Source organism: Paracoccus alkenifer, assembly GCF_900108405.1.
In the GTDB taxonomy this organism is placed as follows: domain Bacteria; phylum Pseudomonadota; class Alphaproteobacteria; order Rhodobacterales; family Rhodobacteraceae; genus Paracoccus; species Paracoccus alkenifer.
The window spans coordinates 284,156-304,393 of record NZ_FNXG01000002.1; the positions used below are offsets into that span (position 1 = coordinate 284,156).

At 68.2% G+C, this 20,238-nt stretch carries 19 protein-coding genes; 12 read left to right on the forward strand and 7 right to left on the reverse strand.

Features of this window, described 5'->3' with window-relative positions; genetic code table 11:
• The first annotated feature begins 26 nt into the window (after positions 1 to 26).
• Genes pstC through phoU form a run of 4 tightly spaced genes read left to right on the forward strand, consistent with a single transcriptional unit; the run spans position 27 to position 4,127 of the window.
• On the forward strand, positions 27 to 1,223 hold the full coding sequence (gene pstC, locus BLW83_RS05550; RefSeq protein ID WP_090846466.1) for a phosphate ABC transporter permease subunit PstC: 1,197 nt from the start codon (positions 27 to 29) through the stop codon (positions 1,221 to 1,223).
• Complete coding sequence (pstA, locus tag BLW83_RS05555; RefSeq protein WP_090846468.1) at positions 1,220 to 2,563, forward strand: phosphate ABC transporter permease PstA; 1,344 nt, start codon at positions 1,220 to 1,222, stop codon at positions 2,561 to 2,563. Before pstC ends, pstA begins: the two co-directional genes overlap by 4 nt.
• A gap of 23 nt (positions 2,564 to 2,586) precedes the next feature.
• Positions 2,587 to 3,390, forward strand: a complete 804-nt coding sequence (pstB, locus tag BLW83_RS05560; protein WP_090846470.1) for a phosphate ABC transporter ATP-binding protein PstB — start codon at positions 2,587 to 2,589, stop codon at positions 3,388 to 3,390.
• 17 nt (positions 3,391 to 3,407) lie between these two features.
• Positions 3,408 to 4,127 carry a phosphate signaling complex protein PhoU gene (gene phoU / locus BLW83_RS05565; RefSeq protein WP_090846472.1) on the forward strand — a complete coding sequence of 240 codons (720 nt, stop codon included), beginning with the start codon at positions 3,408 to 3,410 and terminating at the stop codon, positions 4,125 to 4,127.
• A gap of 77 nt (positions 4,128 to 4,204) precedes the next feature.
• On the opposite strand, the gene lpdA is transcribed toward phoU, so the two are convergent.
• Genes lpdA through queA form a run of 4 tightly spaced genes read right to left on the reverse strand, consistent with a single transcriptional unit; the run spans position 4,205 to position 8,565 of the window.
• Positions 4,205 to 5,596 carry a dihydrolipoyl dehydrogenase gene (lpdA, locus tag BLW83_RS05570; RefSeq protein WP_090846474.1) on the reverse strand — a complete coding sequence of 464 codons (1,392 nt, stop codon included), beginning with the start codon at positions 5,594 to 5,596 and terminating at the stop codon, positions 4,205 to 4,207.
• A gap of 49 nt (positions 5,597 to 5,645) precedes the next feature.
• On the reverse strand, positions 5,646 to 6,239 hold the full coding sequence (locus BLW83_RS05575; RefSeq protein WP_177172499.1) for a DUF924 family protein: 594 nt from the start codon (positions 6,237 to 6,239) through the stop codon (positions 5,646 to 5,648).
• Positions 6,236 to 7,510: an MFS transporter gene (locus BLW83_RS05580; RefSeq protein ID WP_090846476.1), complete on the reverse strand. Its 1,275-nt coding sequence runs from the start codon at positions 7,508 to 7,510 to the stop codon at positions 6,236 to 6,238. Before BLW83_RS05580 ends, BLW83_RS05575 begins: the two co-directional genes overlap by 4 nt.
• Entirely contained in the window at positions 7,504 to 8,565 is a 1,062-nt protein-coding gene (gene queA, locus BLW83_RS05585; protein WP_090847489.1) for a tRNA preQ1(34) S-adenosylmethionine ribosyltransferase-isomerase QueA, read from the reverse strand. The genes BLW83_RS05580 and queA overlap by 7 nt, the downstream gene beginning before the upstream one ends.
• Before the next feature lie 136 nt (positions 8,566 to 8,701).
• On the opposite strand from queA, the gene hisC reads away from it, so the two are divergent.
• The gene (gene hisC / locus BLW83_RS05590; protein ID WP_090846478.1) at positions 8,702 to 9,847 is read left to right on the forward strand and encodes a histidinol-phosphate transaminase; all 1,146 of its coding nucleotides are present in this window, start codon (positions 8,702 to 8,704) and stop codon (positions 9,845 to 9,847) included.
• The gene (locus BLW83_RS05595) at positions 9,844 to 10,779 is read left to right on the forward strand and encodes a prephenate/arogenate dehydrogenase family protein (RefSeq protein ID WP_245728649.1); all 936 of its coding nucleotides are present in this window, start codon (positions 9,844 to 9,846) and stop codon (positions 10,777 to 10,779) included. The genes hisC and BLW83_RS05595 overlap by 4 nt, the downstream gene beginning before the upstream one ends.
• A 56-nt stretch (positions 10,780 to 10,835) precedes the next feature.
• On the opposite strand, the gene BLW83_RS05600 is transcribed toward BLW83_RS05595, so the two are convergent.
• On the reverse strand, positions 10,836 to 11,861 hold the full coding sequence (locus BLW83_RS05600; protein ID WP_177172500.1) for a DUF2125 domain-containing protein: 1,026 nt from the start codon (positions 11,859 to 11,861) through the stop codon (positions 10,836 to 10,838).
• Between the two features lie 36 nt (positions 11,862 to 11,897).
• Here BLW83_RS05600 and BLW83_RS05605 point away from each other — a divergent pair, with 36 nt between their 5' ends.
• Positions 11,898 to 12,443, forward strand: a complete 546-nt coding sequence (locus BLW83_RS05605; RefSeq protein WP_090847493.1) for a gamma-glutamylcyclotransferase — start codon at positions 11,898 to 11,900, stop codon at positions 12,441 to 12,443.
• A 73-nt stretch (positions 12,444 to 12,516) separates the two neighbouring features.
• Complete coding sequence (rnr, locus tag BLW83_RS05610) at positions 12,517 to 14,775, forward strand: ribonuclease R (RefSeq protein ID WP_090846482.1); 2,259 nt, start codon at positions 12,517 to 12,519, stop codon at positions 14,773 to 14,775.
• A 39-nt stretch (positions 14,776 to 14,814) separates the two neighbouring features.
• Here rnr and BLW83_RS05615 read toward each other — a convergent pair whose 3' ends face one another.
• Positions 14,815 to 16,125 carry a short-chain fatty acid transporter gene (locus BLW83_RS05615; protein ID WP_090847495.1) on the reverse strand — a complete coding sequence of 437 codons (1,311 nt, stop codon included), beginning with the start codon at positions 16,123 to 16,125 and terminating at the stop codon, positions 14,815 to 14,817.
• Between the two features lie 212 nt (positions 16,126 to 16,337).
• On the reverse strand, positions 16,338 to 17,933 hold the full coding sequence (locus BLW83_RS05620) for a phosphoenolpyruvate carboxykinase (protein WP_090846484.1): 1,596 nt from the start codon (positions 17,931 to 17,933) through the stop codon (positions 16,338 to 16,340).
• 156 nt (positions 17,934 to 18,089) lie between these two features.
• On the opposite strand from BLW83_RS05620, the gene BLW83_RS05625 reads away from it, so the two are divergent.
• The 4 genes from BLW83_RS05625 to BLW83_RS05640 are packed head-to-tail and all read left to right on the forward strand — an operon-like array spanning position 18,090 to position 20,229.
• Entirely contained in the window at positions 18,090 to 18,503 is a 414-nt protein-coding gene (locus BLW83_RS05625; protein ID WP_090846486.1) for an HPr kinase/phosphorylase, read from the forward strand.
• Positions 18,504 to 18,534: 31 nt separating this feature from the next.
• Entirely contained in the window at positions 18,535 to 19,524 is a 990-nt protein-coding gene (gene rapZ, locus BLW83_RS05630) for an RNase adapter RapZ (RefSeq protein WP_090846488.1), read from the forward strand.
• A gap of 13 nt (positions 19,525 to 19,537) precedes the next feature.
• Entirely contained in the window at positions 19,538 to 19,957 is a 420-nt protein-coding gene (locus tag BLW83_RS05635; protein ID WP_090846490.1) for a PTS sugar transporter subunit IIA, read from the forward strand.
• Positions 19,954 to 20,229, forward strand: coding sequence for an HPr family phosphocarrier protein (locus BLW83_RS05640; RefSeq protein WP_090846492.1), 276 nt, complete (start codon positions 19,954 to 19,956; stop codon positions 20,227 to 20,229). Before BLW83_RS05635 ends, BLW83_RS05640 begins: the two co-directional genes overlap by 4 nt.
• Positions 20,230 to 20,238: the final 9 nt, after the last annotated feature.

The window sequence follows — 20,238 nt, forward strand, 5'->3', positions numbered from 1 at the left end:
CTGCCCGGAGCTGCTTTCGAGGATCCATGTCACCTCTTGCGACAATCATCACCATCCTTGGGCTTGCGGGGCTTGGCTATCTGCTGGGCCACCGCCGCGCCGTGGCGCTGGTCGCGGGCGATACGCGCCGGCTGCATTCGCGCCCGGCCTATCACGGCTGGCAGGTGGCGCTGCTTGCCGCGCTGCCGGCGCTGGGGCTGCTGGTGCTGGGCGGGCTGGCGCGGCCGCTGATCCCCGGCGCGGGGGCGCTGGCGTCCCCGGCCGCGATGCTGCTGGGGCTGGCGGGGCTGGGGGCGGGACTGGTGCGCGTTTCGGCCGATTTCCGCGCCCGCAACGCGGTCGAGCGGATGATCGGGCTGCTGCTGATCCTGTGTTCGCTGATCGCCATCGCCACCACGCTGGGCATCGTGCTGTCGCTGGTCTTTGAATCGGCCAGCTTCTTTCGCCTCTACCCGTGGCAGGATTTCCTGTTCGGCACCGAGTGGTCGCCGCGTTTCGGCGGCGGCTCGAAACTGGGGATGCTGCCGCTGCTGTGGGGGACGCTGTATATCAGCCTGATCGCGCTGCTGGTGGCGGTGCCCGTCGGGTTGTTCGCGGCGATCTACATGTCCGAATACGCGACGCGGCGGGTGCGTTCCGTGGTCAAGCCGGCGATCGAGGTGCTGGCCGGCATCCCCACCATCGTTTACGGGCTGTTCGCGCTGGCAACCGTCGGCCCGCTGATCCGCGACTGGCTGGCCCAGCCGCTGGGCTTTGGCAACAGCAGTGCCTCGGTCGCGACCGCTGGGCTGGTGATGGGGATCATGCTGATCCCCTTCGTCAGCTCGCTGTCCGACGACATCATCAACGCGGTGCCGCAGTCGCTGCGCGACGGGGCGCTGGGGCTTGGCTCGACCCCTTCGGAAACCATCCGCCATGTGGTGATCCCGGCAGCGCTGCCCGGCATCGTCGGCGCGGTGCTGCTGGCCGCATCCCGCGCCATCGGCGAAACCATGATCGTGGTGCTGGGCGCCGGCGCCATGGCAAAGATCAGCGGCAACCCGTTCGAGGCGATGACCACCATCACCGTCAAGATCGTGGGCCAGCTGACCGGCGACAATGATTTCAATTCACCCGAGACGCTGGTCGCATTCGCGCTGGGGCTGACGCTGTTCGTGATGACGCTGGGGCTGAACGTGTTCGCGCTATACATCGTGCGCAAATACCGGGAGCAATACGAATGAGCGATCCCGCCATGCCCGCCGCGCGCGCCCGCCGGTCGCTGCTGAAAACCGACCCCGGCACCAGCCGCCGCAATGCGGCCGAGCGGCGTTTCCGCGCCTATGGCGCCGCGGCGGTGGTGGTTGCCATGGCGGCGCTGGCGGCGCTGATGTTCACGGTGTTCCGCGACGGCGCCTCGGCCTTTGTGCAGGCCCGCGCGACGATCCCGGTGGTGATCGCGGCCGATGTCGTCGACCCCGACGGCAACCGCGACCCGGCCGAGATGGCCGGCGTCCTGACCATGAGCTACGGCCGGCTGCTGGATCAGGCCCTGACCCGGGAAATCGAGCGCCGCAATATTCAGGTCGAGGGCCTGACCCAGCGCGACATTACCGGTTTCCTGTCGGCGCAGGCCCGCGCCGATCTGCGCCGGGCGGTGCTGGCCGACCCCGCGCTGGTCGGGCAGGAAATCGAGTGGCGGATGATGACCTCGTCGCGGGTGGACGGGATGCTCAAGGGCCGCGTGACCCGCGACACGGCGGCGCGGGACGCGAAAACCTCGGTCGCGCAATATGATCTGGCGATGGCGCTGCGCGATCAGGGCGTGGTGCGCGCGGGCTTCAACTGGCGTTTCATCACCGCGCCCGACGGGTCCGACAGCCGCCCGGAATCGGCGGGTCTGGGCGTCGCGATCCTCGGCTCGCTTTACATGATGCTGATCGTGCTGGTGCTGGCGCTGCCCATCGGGGTCGCCGCCTCGATCTGGCTTGAGGAATTCGCACCGAAAAACCGGCTGACCGACGTGATCGAGGTGAATATCTCGAACCTCGCCGCCGTGCCCTCGATCGTGTTCGGGATTCTGGGGCTGGCGGCTTTCATCAATTTCGTCGGGCTGCCGCGTTCGGCCCCCATCGTCGGCGGGCTGGTGCTGACGCTGATGACGCTGCCGACCATCATCATCGCCACCCGTGCGGCGCTGAAAGCCGTGCCGCCGTCGATCCGCGATGCGGCGCTGGGGGTGGGGGCGTCGCGGATGCAGACGGTGTTCCACCATGTCCTGCCGCTGGCGATGCCGGGGATCCTGACCGGCACCATCCTGGGGCTGGCGCAGGCGCTGGGCGAAACCGCGCCGCTGATGCTGATCGGAATGGTGGCGTTCGTCAGCACCTATCCCTCGGCCCCGCCGCAGGGGCTGCTTGACCCGGCCTCGGCGCTGCCGGTGCAGATCTACAACTGGACCCAGCGCGCCGACCCGGCGTTCTTTGAACGCGCCTCGGGGGCGATCATCGTGCTGCTGGCGTTCCTGCTGGCGATGAACCTGATCGCCATCTGGCTGCGCCGCAAGTTCGAGCGCCGCTGGTAACCGCGGCCGGAAAGACCATATCCATGAACCAGATGACACAGGCGGAGCGCAGCGTGCAGACCGGAACCGGGGACGTCAAATTCGAATGCCGCGACGTGCAGGTGTGGTATGGGGAAAAACACGCGCTCAAGGACGTGGGCGTCGATATCCTCGACAAGACGGTGACGGCGTTCATCGGCCCCTCGGGCTGTGGGAAATCGACGTTCCTGCGCTGCCTGAACCGGATGAACGACACCATCCCGGCGGCGCGGGTCGGCGGGCAGATGCTGCTGGACGGCGAGGATATCTATGACCCCCGCGTCGATCCGGTGCAGCTGCGGGCGCGGGTGGGAATGGTGTTCCAGAAACCGAACCCGTTCCCCAAGTCGATCTACGACAACGTGGCCTACGGGCCGCGTATCCACGGGCTGGCCCCGACCCGCGCCGATCTGGATGCGGTGGTGGAAAAATCCCTGCGCCGGGCGGCGCTGTGGGATGACGTCAAGGACCGGCTGGACGATACCGGCACCGGCCTGTCGGGGGGCCAGCAGCAGCGGCTGTGTATCGCGCGCGCCATCGCCACCTCGCCCGAGGTCTTGCTGATGGACGAACCCTGTTCCGCGCTGGACCCCATCGCCACCGCCCAGATCGAGGAACTGATCGACGAGCTGCGCGACCGCTATTCGGTGGTCATCGTCACCCACTCGATGCAGCAGGCGGCGCGGGTCAGCCAGAAAACCGCGTTCTTTCACCTCGGGCATCTGGTCGAATACGCCAGCACCGACGACATCTTCACCAGTCCGAAAGACCCGCGGACGGAAAGCTACATCACCGGCCGGATCGGCTGACGGAAAGGACGTTTGCCATGCAACGCGACAAGCACATCATGTCCGCTTTCGACCGCGACCTTGAAAGCATCCAGGCCGAGGTCGTGCGCATGGGCAGGCTGGTCGAGACCGCGATCACCGATGCCACCCGCGCGCTGGAAACCAGCGACGAGCCCCTGGCCGAAGAGGTCCGCCGCCGCGACCGCGAGATCGACCAGCTCGAGGTGCAGATCAACGAATCTGCCGCAAGGCTGATCGCCCTGCGCGCGCCGCGGGCCACCGACCTGCGGCTGGTGCTGACGGTGATCAAGGTCGCCTCGGCGCTGGAACGGGTGGGGGATTACGCCAAGAACATGGCCAAGCGCACCCATCTGCTGGCGCAGATGCCGACGATTCCCGGCGCCGGCCTGGCACTGCGGCGCATGACCGAGGCCGTCAGCGCCCTGCTGCGCGACGCGCTGGACAGCTATGTGCGCCGCGACGCGACGCTGGCTGCCGAGGTCCGCGCTCGCGATATCGAGGTCGATCAGATGTATAACGCGCTGTTTCGAGAATTTCTGACCCACATGATGGAGGATCCGCGCAACATCACCGCCTGCATGCACCTGCATTTCATCGCCAAGAACGTCGAGCGCATGGGCGACCACGCGACCTCCATCGCCGAACAGGTGCTGTATCTGGTCCACGGCACCCTGCCCGAAGACCCGCGCCCGAAAAGCGACAGCGTGGCCGCGGTCAACCTTGGCGGGGCGGATTAGGCGAAACCGGCGCGCAGCCTGTCTTTGGTGTTCAAATATCCCGGGGGTCCGAGGGCAAGGCCCCCGGCTGCCGCAATTCAGAAATGGATCGCCTTTCCGTAGGCGTCCAGCACCGATTCATGCATCATCTCGGACAGGGTCGGGTGGGCAAAGACCGTGTGCATGAAATCTTCCTCGGTCAGCTCGGCGGTCTTGCCGATCACATAGCCCTGGATCAGCTCGGTCACCTCGGCGCCGACCATATGCGCGCCCAGAAGCTCGCCGGTTTTCGCGTCGAACACGGTTTTCACCATGCCTTCGGGTTCCCCCAGCGCGATGGCCTTGCCATTGCCGACAAAGGGGAAGCGGCCGACCTTGACCTCATGGCCGGCCTCTTTCGCCTTGGCCTCGGTCAGCCCGACGGATGCGACCTGCGGCTGGCAATAGGTGCAGCCGGGGATGTTCGCGGCCTTGATCGGGTGCACCTTTTTCCCGGCGATCAGCTCGGCCACCATCACCCCTTCGTGGCTGGCCTTGTGGGCAAGCCAGGGGGCGCCGGCCAGGTCGCCGATGGCGTAAAGCCCGTCGATGCCGGTGCGGCAGTATTCGTCGGTCACCACATGGCTGCGGTCCAGCTTGACCCCCAGCGCCTCAAGCCCCAGCCCCTCGACATTGCCGACGATGCCCACGGCGGAAATCACTGTGTCAAAGTCATGGGTGACGGTCTTGCCGCCGGTCTCGATATGGGCGGTCACGGTCTTGCCCTTGCGGTCCAGCTGCTTGACCGTAGAATTTTCCATGATCGTCATGCCCTGCTTGACGAACTGCTTTTTCGCAAAGGCGGAAATCTCGGCGTCCTCGACCGGCAGCACGCGGTCCATGACCTCGACCACCGTGGTATCGGCACCCAGAGTATTGAAGAAGCTGGCGAATTCGATCCCGATCGCGCCCGAGCCGATGACCAGCAGCTTTTTCGGCATCCGCTTGGGCACCAGCGCGTGGCGATAGGTCCAGACCAGATCGCCGTCGGCCTCGAACCCCGGCAGCTCGCGGGCGCGGGCGCCGGTGGCCAGCACGATGTGCCTGGCCGTGATCTCGTCAACCCCCTTGTCGGTCGTGACCGAAAGCTTGCCGGGGGCGGTCAGGCTGGCCTTGCCCATCACCACCGTGACCTTGTTCTTTTTCAGCAGGTGCCCCACGCCGCCCGACAGCTGTTTCGCCACGCCCCGCGACCGCTGCACCACCGCGTCCAGATCAAAGCCCAGATCGCCGGCCTTCAGCCCGTAGTCCTTGGCCCGCCCCATCAGGTGGAACACCTCGGCTGAACGCAGCAGCGCCTTGGTCGGGATGCAGCCCCAGTTGAGGCAGATGCCGCCCAGGTTCTCGCGCTCGATCACGGCGGCTTTCAGCCCCAGCTGCGCGGCGCGGATCGCGCAGACATAGCCGCCGGGACCGGCCCCGATCACCACCACGTCGAATTGCTGTGCCATCGGTGTCCCCTTCGTCCGTCCGCGTCTGATAGCGTTCACATTTGCAGGCTCAGGCCAGATCGGCAAGCGACAGTCTGCCGGAAACCAGCGCCCCGTAGCCGCCCGCGTCCATCACCGCGCGCTCGGCATCGGTCGGGGTGCGCCCCAGCGCGGCATTGCGCCACGGAAAGCGGCCGAAACGGGCGATGGTGTCGCGATGCAGCTGCGCATGCAGCAGGTTTTCGCCCGGCATCCGCTGGGCGAACAACTCGACTGCCAGATCCTGGTCGGCCAGCTCTTCGCTGTGCTCGAAGGGCAGGTAAAAGAACTGCCGCGCCGGTTCGGGGGTGGCCAGGTCGTGGCCGGCCTCCAGCGCGGCGCGGGCGATGCGCAGCGCCAGCGGGTCGGTGGCAAAGGCGCGCGCGTCGTCCCGGAACATGTTGCGCGGGAACTGGTCGGTCAGGATCAGCGCGGCCAGCGCGCCGTCGGCGGTGCCGGCCCATTGCACGGCCAGCCGCGGCGCGTCGATCCACGCCGCCATGAAGCGGTCGCGAATCTGCCGGTCCAGCGCGTCGCTTTGCACATACCAGCCCTTGGGGCCGGTCTCGTCGATCCAGAAGCGGTTGATTTCCTGTGGCGTCGGGTCGGTCGTGATCGTGGTCATGGCTGGTCCTGCATATCGGTTGGCCCGTCCTGAGGGGGGTGAGAATGGCTGTCGCCAGCCTCGGTCAGCGCGGCCTCGACCGCAACCGGGGTCGCGGCGGGCATCAGCAGGGCGAAATTCTGGTCGAGGCTGGGCGAGGCGCGCTGCGTCATCCGCCAGGCGCCATAGGCGGCCAGCCCCGTCAGCAGCACGCCCATATAGACCCAGAACCCCTGCGGCCCGATCAGCGTCATCAGCCAGCCGGTCAGGATCGGCCCGAACACCGAGCCCGCGCCATTGACCAGCAGCAGCCCGGCCGAGGCCGCCGCCATGTCCGAGGCGTCCAGAAAATCGTTGGTATAGGCGATCAGCAGCGCATAGGCCGGGTTCGCGACGCCGCCCACCAGCGCCGCGGCCAGCAGATACCCCCAGATCCCCATGTCGCTGGCCGCAACGACCGCCGTGACCACGGCGCCGAATGCCGCCAGCACGGTGATGATCTTGCGCCGGTCCAGCCGGTCCGACAGCCAGCCGATGGGATATTGCGCCAGCAACCCCCCGATCGAGATCGCCGCGATAAAAGCCGAGATCTGGCCCACATCCAGCCCGATCACCGCGCCCCAGACCGAACCCATGCCCAGCAGCGCGGAAAACACGCCGCCGATCAGGAAAATGCCGATGCAGCCTAGCGGCGAGGTGCGATAGAGCCGCGGCAGGCTCATCGGCTTGATCTGCTCGAACCGCGGCGCCTGCACCTGCGCCAGCAGGATCGGGGTAAAGGCCAGCGACACCAGCACCGAGGGGATGACGAACAGCATCCATCCCGCCGGGTCGCTGACGTTCAGCAGCACCTGTCCGATGACCAGCCCCAGCATCTGCATGATGAAATAGGCCGACATGGCCTGGCCGCGGGTTTCGTTCGAGGCGCTGGCGTTCACCCAGCTTTCGGCGGTGATATAGACGCCGCAGAAACAGAACCCGATCACCATCCGCAGGGCCGCCCAGGCCAGCCAGTGCGGCGCGGCCGCGTAAAGGATCAGCACCGCCGAGATCAACGACCCCAGCGCCGCAAACACCCTGACGTGGCCGACGCGCTGGATCATCGGCGGCACCGCCACGCTGCCCAGCACGAAGCCGCCGAAATATCCCGCCATGACCACCGACATCAGCGAGGTCGGGATTTCCTCGATCCCGCCGCGCACGCCCAGCAGCGTGCCCTGCATCCCGTTGCCGATCATCAGCAGCAGGATGCCCAGCAGCAGCGGCCAGGTGGTGCGCAGGACGGTCAGCATGTTTCCTCGGGCAGCAGCAGGGATGCGTCTCCGTAGCTGAAGAACCTGTAGTTTTCGTTAACGGCGTGCGAATAGATCGCGCGGACAGGGTCCACCCCCATCAGCGCGGATACCAGCATCATCAGTGTCGATTTCGGCAGGTGGAAATTGGTCATCAGCCCGTCGGTCACGCGAAAGCGATGGCCGGGGCGGATGAAGATATCGGTCATCCCGTCATAGGCCGCCACCCGCCCGTCCGGCGCGGCCGCCGATTCGATCAGCCGCAGCGCGGTGGTGCCGACGGGGATCACGCGGCGCCCCTCGGCCCGGGCGGCGTTGATCGCGGCGGCGGCCTCGGCCGACACGATGCCGCGTTCGGCGTGCATCCGGTGCTGGCTGATGTCGTCGGTCTTGACCGGCAGGAACGTCCCCGCCCCCACATGCAGGGTGACGCGGGTGGTCTGCACCCCCATCGCCGCCAGCGCCCCCAGCAGCGCATCGTCGAAATGCAGGCTTGCGGTGGGGGCGGCAACGGCGCCGGGGCGTTCCGCCCAGACGGTCTGATAATCGGTGCGGTCCTGTTCGTCCGGCGGGCGCAGCGCGGCGATATAGGGGGGCAGGGGCATTGCGCCGACCTGCGCCAGCGCCGCGTCGAATGCCTCGCCCGCCGCGTCGAAATCGAGCAGCAGCGCGGCGTCCTCGATGCGGTCCACCCGTGCGGACAGGGTGTCGCCGAAACGGATCACCTCGGCCTCGCGCAGTTTGCGCAGCGGCTTGGCCAGCGCCCGCCATAGGCCGCCGGGGGCGGGTTCCAGCAGCGTGACCTCGATGCGGGCGGTGGCGGGGCCTGCGTCTGAATCGCGGGTGCGGGTGCCGGTCAGCCGGGCGGGAATCACGCGGGTGTCGTTCAGGACCAGCAGATCGCCCGGGCGCAGGAACGCGGGCAGGTCGCGGACATGGGCATCGGTGATCGCATCGCCCCGCGCCACCAGCAGCCGCGCGGCGCTGCGCGGGCGGGCGGGGCGGGTGGCGATCAACCGCTCGGGCAGGTCGAAATCGAAATCGGACAGGCGCATGACGGCGTTGTCGGCCCGGCGCGGCGCGGGGTCAACTGCCTGCCTGCGCAATCCGGCGCGAACGGGGGGCGGCGCCTGCCCCTTTCCATCGCCCGGCCGCTTGCCTAAGACGACCTGACCCATTCGAGAGCACGACATGAGCCAGCAGCCGCCCCGTTCCAGCCAGCCCGGTTCCGACCAGCCCCGCCCCGTGATCCAGCCCCAGCCCGGCATCATGGAGATCGCGCTTTACCAGGCCGGGGCCGCCACGCTGTCGGGGCGCAGCGACGTGCTGAAGCTCAGCTCGAACGAAAACCCCTTTGGCGCCAGCGACAAGACGCGCGAGGCAGTGGCGCGGGCGGCGCATTCGATGCACCGCTATCCGCCGACCGACCACCTGCGGCTGCGCACCGCCATCGCCGAGGCGCACGGGCTGGACCCCGACCGGATCATCTGCGGCGTGGGTTCGGACGAGATCATCCATTTCCTGTGCCAGGCTTATGCCGGTCCCGGAACCGAGGTGCTGTTCACCGAACACGGGTTCCTGATGTATCGCATCAGCGCGCTGGCGGCAGGCGCGACCCCGATCGCCGCGCCCGAGCGCGAGCGCACCACCGACATCGATGCGCTGATCGCGGCGGCGACGGACAAAACGCGGCTGATCTTTGTCGCCAACCCCAACAACCCCACCGGCACCATGGTGACCGAGGACGAGCTTGCGCGGCTGGCCCATGCGGTGCCGCAGGCGCTGCTGGTGATCGACGGGGCTTACGCCGAATATGTCAGCCCCGATTTCGACGGCGGCGCAGGGCTGGTCGAGCGGCTGCCCAATGTGGTGATGACCCGGACATTTTCCAAGATCTACGGGCTGGGCGGGCTGCGGGTCGGCTGGGCCTATGCCGCGCGCGAAATCATCGACGTGCTGAACCGGATCCGCGGCCCGTTCAACCTGTCCAGCCTTGCGCTGGAAGGGGCCGAGGCCGCGGTGCGCGATCACGCGCATCTGGACCATTCCCGCAGCGAAAACGCGCGGCTGCGTGACTGGCTGGCGGCGGCGCTGGCAGAACGCGGCGTGCCCTCGGACCCGTCGTTTGCCAATTTCATCCTCGCCCGGTTCGAGGATGCGGCGACGGCCGCGGCCTGCGACGCCATGCTGCGGGGCGAGGGCATCATCGTGCGCCTTGTCGGCGGCTACGGCCTGCCCGACTGCCTGCGCATCACCATCGGGGACGAGGCATCCTGCCGCCGCGTGGCCCATGTCATCGGCCAGTTCATGGCCGGCCGCGCCGCGGTGGCGACATGACCGCGCCGGCAGCCGCGCCGATGTTCCGGCGCGTGGCGCTGATCGGGCTGGGGCTGATCGCCGGCTCGATGTCGCTGGCGATGCGCGAATCGGGGCTGGCGGGGCGTGTGGTGGGCTATGCCCGCTCGGACGAGACCCGCGATGTCGCGCGCGAAATCGGGCTGGTGGACGAGGTGACCGACAGCGCGGCCGAGGCCGTCGCCGGCGCCGATCTGGTGGTGCTGGCGGTGCCGGTGGGCGCCATGGGCGCGGTCGCGGCCGAGATCGCCCCGCATCTGGCGCCGGGCGCGATCCTGACCGACGTGGGTTCGGTCAAGCAATCGGTGATCGAGGCGGTGGCGCCCCATATCCCCGCAGGCGTGCATTTCATCCCCGGCCACCCGCTGGCGGGGACCGAACATTCCGGCCCGCGTTCGGGCTTTGCGGGACTGTTTCGCAACCGCTGGTGGCTGCTGACGCCCTTGCCCGACAGCGACCCGGCGGCGGTCGCGCGCCTGTCCGATCTGGTCCGCGCGCTGGGCGCCAATGTCGAAACGATGGAGCCCGCGCATCACGACCTGGTGCTGGCGGTGACCAGCCACGCGCCGCATCTGATCGCCTATACGATGGTCGGCGTCGCCGACCACCTGCGCCGCGTCACCGACGACGAGGTGATCAAGTATTCCGCCGCCGGTTTTCGCGATTTCACCCGCATCGCGGCCTCGGACCCGACGATGTGGCGCGACGTGTTCCTGCACAACCGCGAGGCGACGCTGGATATCCTCGGCCGCTTTGCCGAAGAGCTGTTCGTGCTGCAACGCGCCATCCGCATGGGCGACGGCCAGCATCTGCACGACTATTTCACCCGCACCCGCGCCATCCGCCGCGGCATCATCGAGGCCGGTCAGGACACCGCCGCCCCCGACTTCGGCCGCGGGGTGGAGAAAGAGTAAAGCCCCGGGATATTTGAGCAAGGAAGAAGCAGCTACGCCGAGGCGCGGCGGTCCACTCAACGGCCGAGGCGCGGCGCCTCGCCCAGTGGCAGCGGGCCGAGGAACATGCGGCCATCGCGGAAGGTCAGCGGGATGCGCAGCTCGCCCGGGGCGGAATCGGGCGGGGCCGGGGTGGTGGCGGGCGGTTCGGTCCCGGCCGCCTGTTCCAGCGCGCTGCCGGCCAGCATGACCAGCCGGGGCGGAATCAGCCCCAGATCCCCCGTCAGCTGCATCCAGGCGCGGGCGTCGGTGGTGTAAAGAAACAGCGCGCCCTCGGCCCGGTTGTCCGCGTCCGCCGTCAGCTGCCCGGCGACGCGCAGCGACTGCGGCCCCAGCGTCAGGGTGAAGCCGGGCGAGGCGATGCCGGCCAGCCGCGGCTTTGGTTCGCCGGGGCGCAGCGGGCCGGTCAGAAACACCTGCGCGGTCCCCTGACCCGACAGCGCCTGCGCGGCCAACGCCGCGGGCAGGTCCAAAGCCGCGCCCGGGGTCAGCGCAGACCACTCGGCCTCGACCGCATAGGCGGCGCGGGCGGCTTGCGGGGCCTGCGCCCCCATCGGCACCAGAAGTGCGCGGGCGTCCAGCCGCGCAAGCAGCGGCGCGCCCTCGACCGAGACCTTGCCGCTGCGTGCCGCCATCAGCGCCACCGCCATGCCGCTGCCCGGGGAAAGCTGCAATGTCAGTTCCGCGTCCTGCGCCGCGACCTGTCGCGCATCCCCCTGGATCGGCAGCAGCATCTGCGGCGGCAGTTCGGCGTGGAAGCGATGGGGCGAGCTTGGCGCCGCCCACAGGTCGAGCGTGGGCAGAGCGGCCGCCCCTTGCGGCGTCGCGACGGCGACATTGTCCAGATGCAGCCCGATCCGGTCCAGCCGCCGCAGCGGCGCGACCGAGGCGGCGCTGATCCGGGGATCCTGCGCGATGATCCCGCGCGCCTTGCCGGCCAGCCAGCTTTCCCCACCCAGCCATGCAAAGCCCAGCGCCACCCCCAGCGCCAGCAGCAGGATCGACAGGAACCGCATCGGCGCCTCACTTGCAAAATCGCGCATCCGCCCTAACCTTTGCCCGGTGGAAAGGGCAAGCCGATGGATAAAGGTTTCTGGGTTTTCGGCTATGGCTCGCTGATGTGGGCGCCGGGTTTCCCGGTGGCCGAGCGGGTGATCGCGCATACCGAGGGCTGGCGGCGCAGTTTCTGCCTGCGTTCGGTCTGCCATCGCGGGACGCTGGCGCAGCCGGGGCTGGTGCTGGGGCTGGAGCCCTGCGAACAGGCGTCCTGCACCGGGCTGGCGCTGCGAATCGACGATGCGCTGTGGCCCGAGGTCATCGCCGCCATCCGCACCCGCGAGCTGGTGACCCAAGCCTATCGTGAGGCCAGCATCGACCTGGCGCTGGCCGACGGGCGCCGCGTCGCCGCGGTGACCTATGTGATGCGCCCCGAGCATCGGCAATACGCGGCCGGCCTGTCGCCCGACGAACAGGCCGCGATCATTGCCGCCGCCCATGGCGGGCGCGGGCCGAATGCCGATTACCTGTTCAACACCGTCGCCCATCTGGCCGAGCTGGGCATCCCCGACGACGACATGGCCGGGCTGGCCGCGCGGGTGCGGGCGCTCAAGACCTCGGCCGCCTGAGCCGGGAACTTGTGGTGCGGGGGTGTGCTTTCCCCTCTGCCGCCGGTCGGGGCGGCGTGATAAGCGTGCAGCCATGGTCCAGATGCTTCCCTCCCGCCAGCAGATCCTCGACTGGATCGCAGACAACCCCGACGCGACCGCCAAGCGCGACATCGCCAAGGCCTTCAACATCAAGGGCAGCGCCCGGATCGAGCTGAAGCGCCTGCTGCGCGAGCTTGAGGCCGAGGGGCTGCTGGAACGCCGCCGTCGCAGCTATCGCGATCACGAACGGCTGCCCCCGGTCAGCGTGGTCGAGATCCTGCCCCCCGACGCAAACGGCGACCTGTTCGCGCGGCCGCTGGAATGGCAGGGCACCGCGCCCGCGCCGCGTATCCTGTTCCTGCCGGGCAGCACCGAGCCTGCCGTGGGCGCGGGCGAGCGGGTGCTGGTCCGGCTGGCGGATGTCACGGCCGAGGACCACCAGTATGAAGCACGGCTGATGCGCCGCATCGGCACCGCCCCGCATCGCATCGTCGGCATCTTCCGCAAGGAAACCGAGGGTGGGCGCATCCTGCCCATCGACAAGGGCGCCGACAAGACCTGGCGGGTGCGCGGCGACGCCACGCAGGACGCGCAGGACGGCGAGCTGGTCGAGGCCGAGCAGATCGGCTCGCGCAACCGTCTGGGCCTGCCGCAGGCCCGCATCACCCAGCGGCTGGGCGATCCCTCGGCCCCTCGGGCGGTCAGCCTGATCGCCATCCACCAGCACGGCATCCCCGACGATTTCCCCGACGCGGTGATGGCCGAGGCCGACGCCCAGAAACCCGCCCCCATGGACGATCACGAGGATCTGCGCGACCTGCCCCTGGTCACCATCGACCCCGAGGATGCGCGCGACCACGACGACGCGGTGGCGGCGATGTTCGACGACGACCCGGCCAACCCCGGGGGCGTCGTGGTCTGGGTGGCCATCGCCGATGTGGCGCATTACGTCCGCCCGCAATCGGCCCTGGACCGCGAGGCGCGGCTGCGCGGCAACTCGACCTATTTCCCCGACCGGGTGGTGCCGATGCTGCCCGATATCCTGTCGGGCGATTTGTGTTCGCTGCATCAGGGCGTGGACCGGCCGGTGATCGCGGTCCGGATGCGGCTGGACGCGCAGGGCAACAAGATCGGGCATCGCTTCTGCCGGGGGATGATGCGCAGCCACGCCTCGCTGTCCTACGAACAGGCGCAGGCCGCCGCCGACGAGCAACCCGACGACCAGACAGAAGCCCTGCTGGACAACGTGATCCGGCCGCTGTTTGCGGGCTACGGTCTGCTCAAGGCCGCGCGGGCGCGGCGTCAGCCGCTGGACCTTGACCTGCCCGAACGCAGGATCGAGCTGACCCCCGAGGGCAAGGTCAAATCCGTGGCCTTTCGCGAACGCTACGACGCGCACCGGCTGATCGAGGAATTCATGGTGCTGGCCAATGTCGCCGCCGCCGAGGAGCTGTCGCGGCGCCAGCGCCCGCTGCTGTTTCGCGTCCACGAAGAACCCAGCCCCGAAAAGCTGGATGCCCTGCGCGAGGTGGCGCAGGCGTCGGGTTTCAGTCTCGCCAAGGGGCAGGTGCTGCAAACCAGCCAACTCAACCGGCTGCTGGCGCAGGCGCAGGGCACCGATTTCGACGAGCTGATCAACATCAGCACCCTGCGATCCATGACGCAGGCGTATTACAATGCGGAAAACCTTGGGCATTTCGGGCTGGCGCTGAAAAACTATGCGCATTTCACCTCGCCGATCCGGCGCTATTCGGACCTGATCGTGCATCGGGCGCTGATCTCGGCGCATGGCTGGGGACAGGACGGGCTGTCGGCGCAGGACATCGAGACGCTGTCCGACACCGCCCAGCAGATCAGCGACACCGAACGCCGCAGCATGGCGGCCGAGCGTGATACCAACGACCGCTACCTTGCCGCCTATCTGTCCGAGCGGGTGGGGACCGAATTCCCCGGCCGCATCAACGGGGTGCAGCGTTTCGGTGCCTTTGTGCGGCTGGACGAGACCGGCGCCGACGGGCTGTTGCCGATCCGCGAGATCGGGCGCGAATATTTCCACTACGACCCATACAATCAGACGCTGATCGGCGCCGACAGCGGGCTGCGCATCGGCATCGGCCAGCGCGTCACCGTGCGGCTGGCCGAGGCGGTGCCCACCACCGGCGGGCTGACGCTGGAACTGGTCGAGGTCGAGGGCGCCCCGCTGCCCGCCCCCCGCGGCCCCGGCGGCAAGGCCGCCCGCCGCGGCTTTATCCGGGGCAAGCTGCGCTCGGACGCGGCGGAACGCAAACGCTCGCGCCTGCGCCGCAAATAGGGGCAGCGCCGCCGCGGCGGACGGCGCTGCCGGTGCGTGTCAAAGGAAATACAGCACGCCGCCGATGATGATGCCGGTCGCGACCAGCTGGATCATGCAGAACCCCATGATGTCGCGCGGCTTCAGCCCCGCGATGCCCAGCATCGGCAGCGCCCAGAACGGTTGCAGCAGATTGGTCCAGGCATCGCCCCAGGCCACGGCCATCACCGTGCGGGTCATGTCGGCCCCCAAAGCCTGCGCCGCGGGTATCACCACCGGAGCCTGCACCGCCCATTGCCCGCCCCCCGAGGGGACAAAGATATTGACGATGCCGGCGCTGATCAGCGTCCAGAAGGGCAGCGTCTCGGCGGTCGAGATCGCCACGAACCACTCGGACAGCGTGACCGCCAGCCCGCTTTGCGTCATGATCGCCATGATCCCGGCATAGAACGGGAACTGGATCACGATGCCCGCGCCGCCGCGCACACCCTCGTCCAGCGAATCCAGCAGGTCGCGCGGACTGCGGTGCAGGGCGATGCCGATGAACAGAAACACGAAATTCACCACGTTGAGGTTCAGCACCGGCCCCTTGGTGATGAAATGCTGCACGATCCAGACCAGCCCCGGCACCGCGATCGCCCACAGCAGGATGGGTGAACGCTCCAGCCACTCGGCGGGGGTGCGCGGCGGCGCAAGCACCGGGCGGCGGTCTTCGAGCATCGCGGGATCGACCAGCACGGTCTCATCCGGTGCCGGCATCATCAGCCGGTTGATCAGCGGCACAAAGATGAACAGCAGCGCGCAGATCAGCAGGTTGAACCCGGCGAATGTGGTGGCGCTGGTGGGAATCAGCCCGATCTGGTCCTCGGCGAAATGCCCGGGCGTCGAGATGGTCAGCGGCACGGACCCCGAAATCCCGCCGTGCCAGATGACAAAGCCGCTATAGGCCGAGGCGATCAGCAGCCGGTAATCCACCTGCACCCGCCGCGCCAGCGCCTTGGCAAACAGCGCGCCCACCACTAGCCCGAATCCCCAGTTCAGCCATGCGGCCGCCAGCGACACCAGGCTGACGATGACCACGGCCGAACCCGGCCCCCGCGCAATGCCCGCCAGCCGCTCCAGCAGCCGGCTGACCAGGGGCGTGGTCGCCATGATATAGCCGGTGACCAGCACCAGCAGCATCTGCATGGCGAATTCCAGCAGTTTCCAGAACCCGTCGCCCCATTGCTGGACCAGTTGCAGCGGCGTGACCGGCTGCGTCAGCAGCGCCGCCGCCATTGCCACCAGCGTCAGGATCAGCACGAAAATGAATGCATCCGGCAGGTAACGCTCCATCAGGCGCGTGGCCGGCCGGGCCAGAAATCTCAGCATGATGTCCCCCATGGTTTCGCCATGGTTGCAGTGTTGGCCGCAGCGGCGGGCAGGGCAATCGTTCTTTTCCCGCAGGGCTTCATGTCCGCTGCCGGAAAGCCCGCTTCTTTCTGGGTCAAATACCCCGGGGTCCGGGGCGGCGCCCCGGTGCGGCGGCAAAGAAAAAGCCGCCCCCGCAGGGACGGCTCGTTCCTTCGCAGCCAAGGGACCGATCAGATCGCCGCGTCGCGCACGTCCTGATCCACCTTGTCTTCGTATTTGGTAAAGTTGTCGCGGAACATCCCCTTCAGCTTTTCGGCCTGTGCGTCATAGGCGGCACCGTCCGCCCAGGTCGCGCGCGGGTCCAGCAGCTTGCTGTCCACGCCCGGCAGCGAAACCGGCACTTCAAAGCCGAAATTCGGATCGCGGCGGAACTCGACGCCGTTCAGCGAGCCGTCCAGCGCTGCGGCCAGCAGGGCGCGGGTGGCCTTGATCGGCATCCGGCTTCCGGTGCCGAACGGGCCGCCGGTCCAGCCTGTGTTGACCAGCCAGCAGGTGGCGCCGGACTTGCGGATCCGCTCGGCCAGCAGCTTTCCGTATTCCTCGGGGCGGCGCGGCATGAAGGGCGCGCCGAAACAGGTCGAAAAGGTCGGCACCGGCTCGACGATGCCGTCCTCGGTCCCCGGGGTCTTCGAGGTGAAGCCGGACAGGAAATGATACATCGCCTGCGCGTCGGTCAGCCGCGCGATCGGCGGCATCACCCCATAGGCGTCCGAGGTCAGCATGATCACGTTTTTCGGCTGCCCGGCCATGCCGGTGTCCGAGGCGTTTGAAATCGCCTCCAGCGGATAGGCGCAGCGCATGTTCTCGGTGATCGAGCTGTCGGCGAAATCCAGTTCCAGCGTGTCGGGGTCGAACACCATGTTTTCCACCACGGTCCCGAATCGCGAGGTGGTGGCGTAGATTTCCGGTTCCGCCACGGGCGACAGGTTGATGGTCTTGGCGTAGCAGCCGCCCTCGAAGTTGAAGACGCCCTTGTCCGACCAGCCGTGTTCATCGTCGCCGATCAGCGTGCGCGAGGGCTCGGCCGACAGCGTGGTCTTGCCGGTGCCAGACAGGCCGAAAAAGATCGCCACGTCGCTTTCGTCACCCGGCGCATGGTTGGCCGAGCAGTGCATCGGCATCACCCCGCGCCCCGGCAGGATGTAGTTCAGCAGGGTGAACACGCCCTTTTTGTTTTCGCCCGCGTATTCGGTGTTGGCGATCAGGATCAGCTTGCGGTCGAAGTTCAGCGCGATCACCGTATCCGTGCGGCAGCCGTGGCGCGCCGGATCGGCCTTGAACCCGGGGCAGTTGATGATGGTCCAGTCGGGGGTAAACCCGGCCAATTCCGCGGCCTCGGGGCGGCGCAGCAGATGGCGGATGAACAGGCTGTGCCAGGCCATTTCGCTGACCACCCGCACGTCCAGCCGCTGTTCGGGGTCGGCGCCGCCGAACAGATCCTGCACGAAATATTCGCGGCCCTTCATGTGGTCCAGCATGTCGGCGTGCAGCCGCTCGAACGCTTCGGGGTCCATGGGCGGGTTGTTGTCCCACCAGATCGAATCCTCGACCGAAGCGGTGCGGACGACGAATTTGTCCTTGGGCGAACGGCCGGTCTTGGCGCCGGTCGACACCAGGAACGCACCGCCCAGACCCAGCCTGCCTTCCTCGCGCCGGATCGCGGCCTCGACCAGTGCGGGTTCGAGCAGGTTATAGTGAACCTGGCCCAGCCCGACGATTCCCTGGTCTTCGAGTTTGCAGTTCGGGTTGACGCGGGTCTGTGCCATGCCGGTACTCCATAAGGGCGCTGTCGCTGGGCGCATCTAATAACATGGGGATTTGACGATGATAGACCGGCAAAGGCCACAGTTAGCGCAACCATCGAAAGTTAGCGATACCATCTTTGCAGATGTTGCAGTCGGCACCCGGAACGGGCCGGCGGGATGACCACGATTCACGCCAGCGCGGTGGCGGTCGAGGGGCGGGGGCTGCTGATCCTGGGGCCGTCGGGGGCGGGAAAATCATCGCTGGCGCTGGCGCTGATGGCGCAGGGCGCGCAGCTGGTCGCTGACGACCGGGTGCTGCTGGACGCCCGCGCGGGCCGGCTGATCGCCGCCTGCCCGCCGCCGCTTGCGGGCCGGATCGAGGCGCGGGGGGTGGGCATCCTTGCCGCCGCGCCGGCCGGGCCGACCCCGCTGGCGCTGGTGGTGGACCTTGGCCGGGCCGAGACCATGCGCCTGCCGCCCCGGCGCAGCATCACCCTGCTGGGGATCGCGCTGCCCCTTGTGCTGGGACCGATGGGGCCGCATCTTGCCCCGGCGCTGCGCCAGCTGCTGGCGGGCGGGCGCAGCGACTGACGGGGCGCGAAGAGGGGGGCAGAGCGGGGCAATGGCGGGCGAAGGGCAGGGCACGGGCGCGGCGGCGGGCGGCATCGTCGATGCCCAGCGGCTGGTGCTGGTCACCGGCCCCTCGGGTGCCGGGCGCTCGACCGCGATCCACGCGCTTGAGGACATGGGGTTCGAGGCGATCGACAACCTGCCCCTGTCGCTGGTGCCGCGGCTGCTGGACGGGGCGGCGCGCCCGGTGCCGCTGGCGCTGGGGCTGGACGTGCGCAACCGCGACTTTTCCGCCGCCAATCTGGTCGAGTTGATCGATTCGCTGACCCGCAACCCGGCATTCCTGCCCAAGGTGCTGTATCTCGACTGTGCCACCGACGTGCTGGTGCGGCGCTATTCCGAAACCCGCCGCCGCCACCCGCTGGCCGGCGACATCCCCCCGGCCGAGGCGATCACCGCCGAACGCGACCTGCTGGCCCCGGTGCGCGACCGCGCCGACGTGCTGATCGACACGACCGAGCTGTCCCCCCACGACCTGCGGGCCGAGCTGGCGCAGGCGTTCGATGCGCGGGGCGGGGACCGGCTTGCGGTGTCGCTGCAATCCTTCAGCTACAAGCGCGGGGTGCCGCAGGGGCTGGATTTCATGTTCGACTGCCGCTTTCTGGCCAACCCCCATTGGGAACCCGCCCTGCGCCCGCTGGACGGCCGCGACCCTCTGGTTCAGCATTACGTGACGGCAGACCCGCGGTTCCAGCCCTTTTTCGACAGGCTCAGAGACCTTATCCTTTATGTGCTCCCGGCGCAGGTGGACGAGGGCAGGGCCCATGTGACCATCGGCTTTGGCTGCACGGGCGGGCAACACCGCTCGGTCACTTTGGTCGAGTTGATGGCTGATGATCTTGCCAAAAAATCCTGGCAGGTGTCTAAAAGACATCGAGAGATAGAGCGACGTTCACAGGCGCCCGGACCGGCAGCCCGTGCCGACGCGGCAGGACTGTCTGGGGCGTATCTGGGGGGATCGGGATGCACCGATCCGTCGTGATGGTGGAACACAGTTGATCGGAATTGTCATTGTTGCCCATGGCGGGCTGGCCCGGGAATACCTTGCAGCGGTGGAACACGTCGTGGGTCCGCAAGCCGGCATCCGCGCCGTCACCATCGAAGAGGACCATGACCGCGCCCTGAAACAGGCCGAGATCTGCACCGCCGCGAACGAGGTGGACACCGGCGCCGGGGTGGTGATCGTGACCGACCTGTTCGGCGGCTCGCCCTCGAATCTGTCGATGCCGGCCTGCCTGCCGGAACAGCGCCGCATCCTTTACGGGGCCAATCTGCCGCTGCTGGTCAAGCTGGCCAAGTCGCGGCATCTGGACGTGGGGCAGGCAGCGATGCTGGCCTGCGAGGCGGGGCGCAAGTACATCGACTGCTACGCGCCCGGCCCGGCGGCTCCGCAGGCGCGAAGGGCGGTGTTGTGACGGAATTCAGCCGCGAGCTGCGGATCATCAACGAAAAGGGCCTGCACGCCCGCGCCTCGGCCCGGTTTGTCGAAACCGTCGAACAGTTCGACGCCCGCGCCACCGTCGAAAAGGACGGCGAGCGCGTGTCGGGCGATTCGATCATGGGGCTGCTGATGCTGGTCGCCCCCCGCGGCAGCGCGATTCAGGTCACCACCTCGGGGCCGGACGCCGAGGCGCTGCTGAGGGCGCTGACCGAACTGGTCGACGGCTATTTCGGCGAAGGCCGCTAGCGCGGCGCG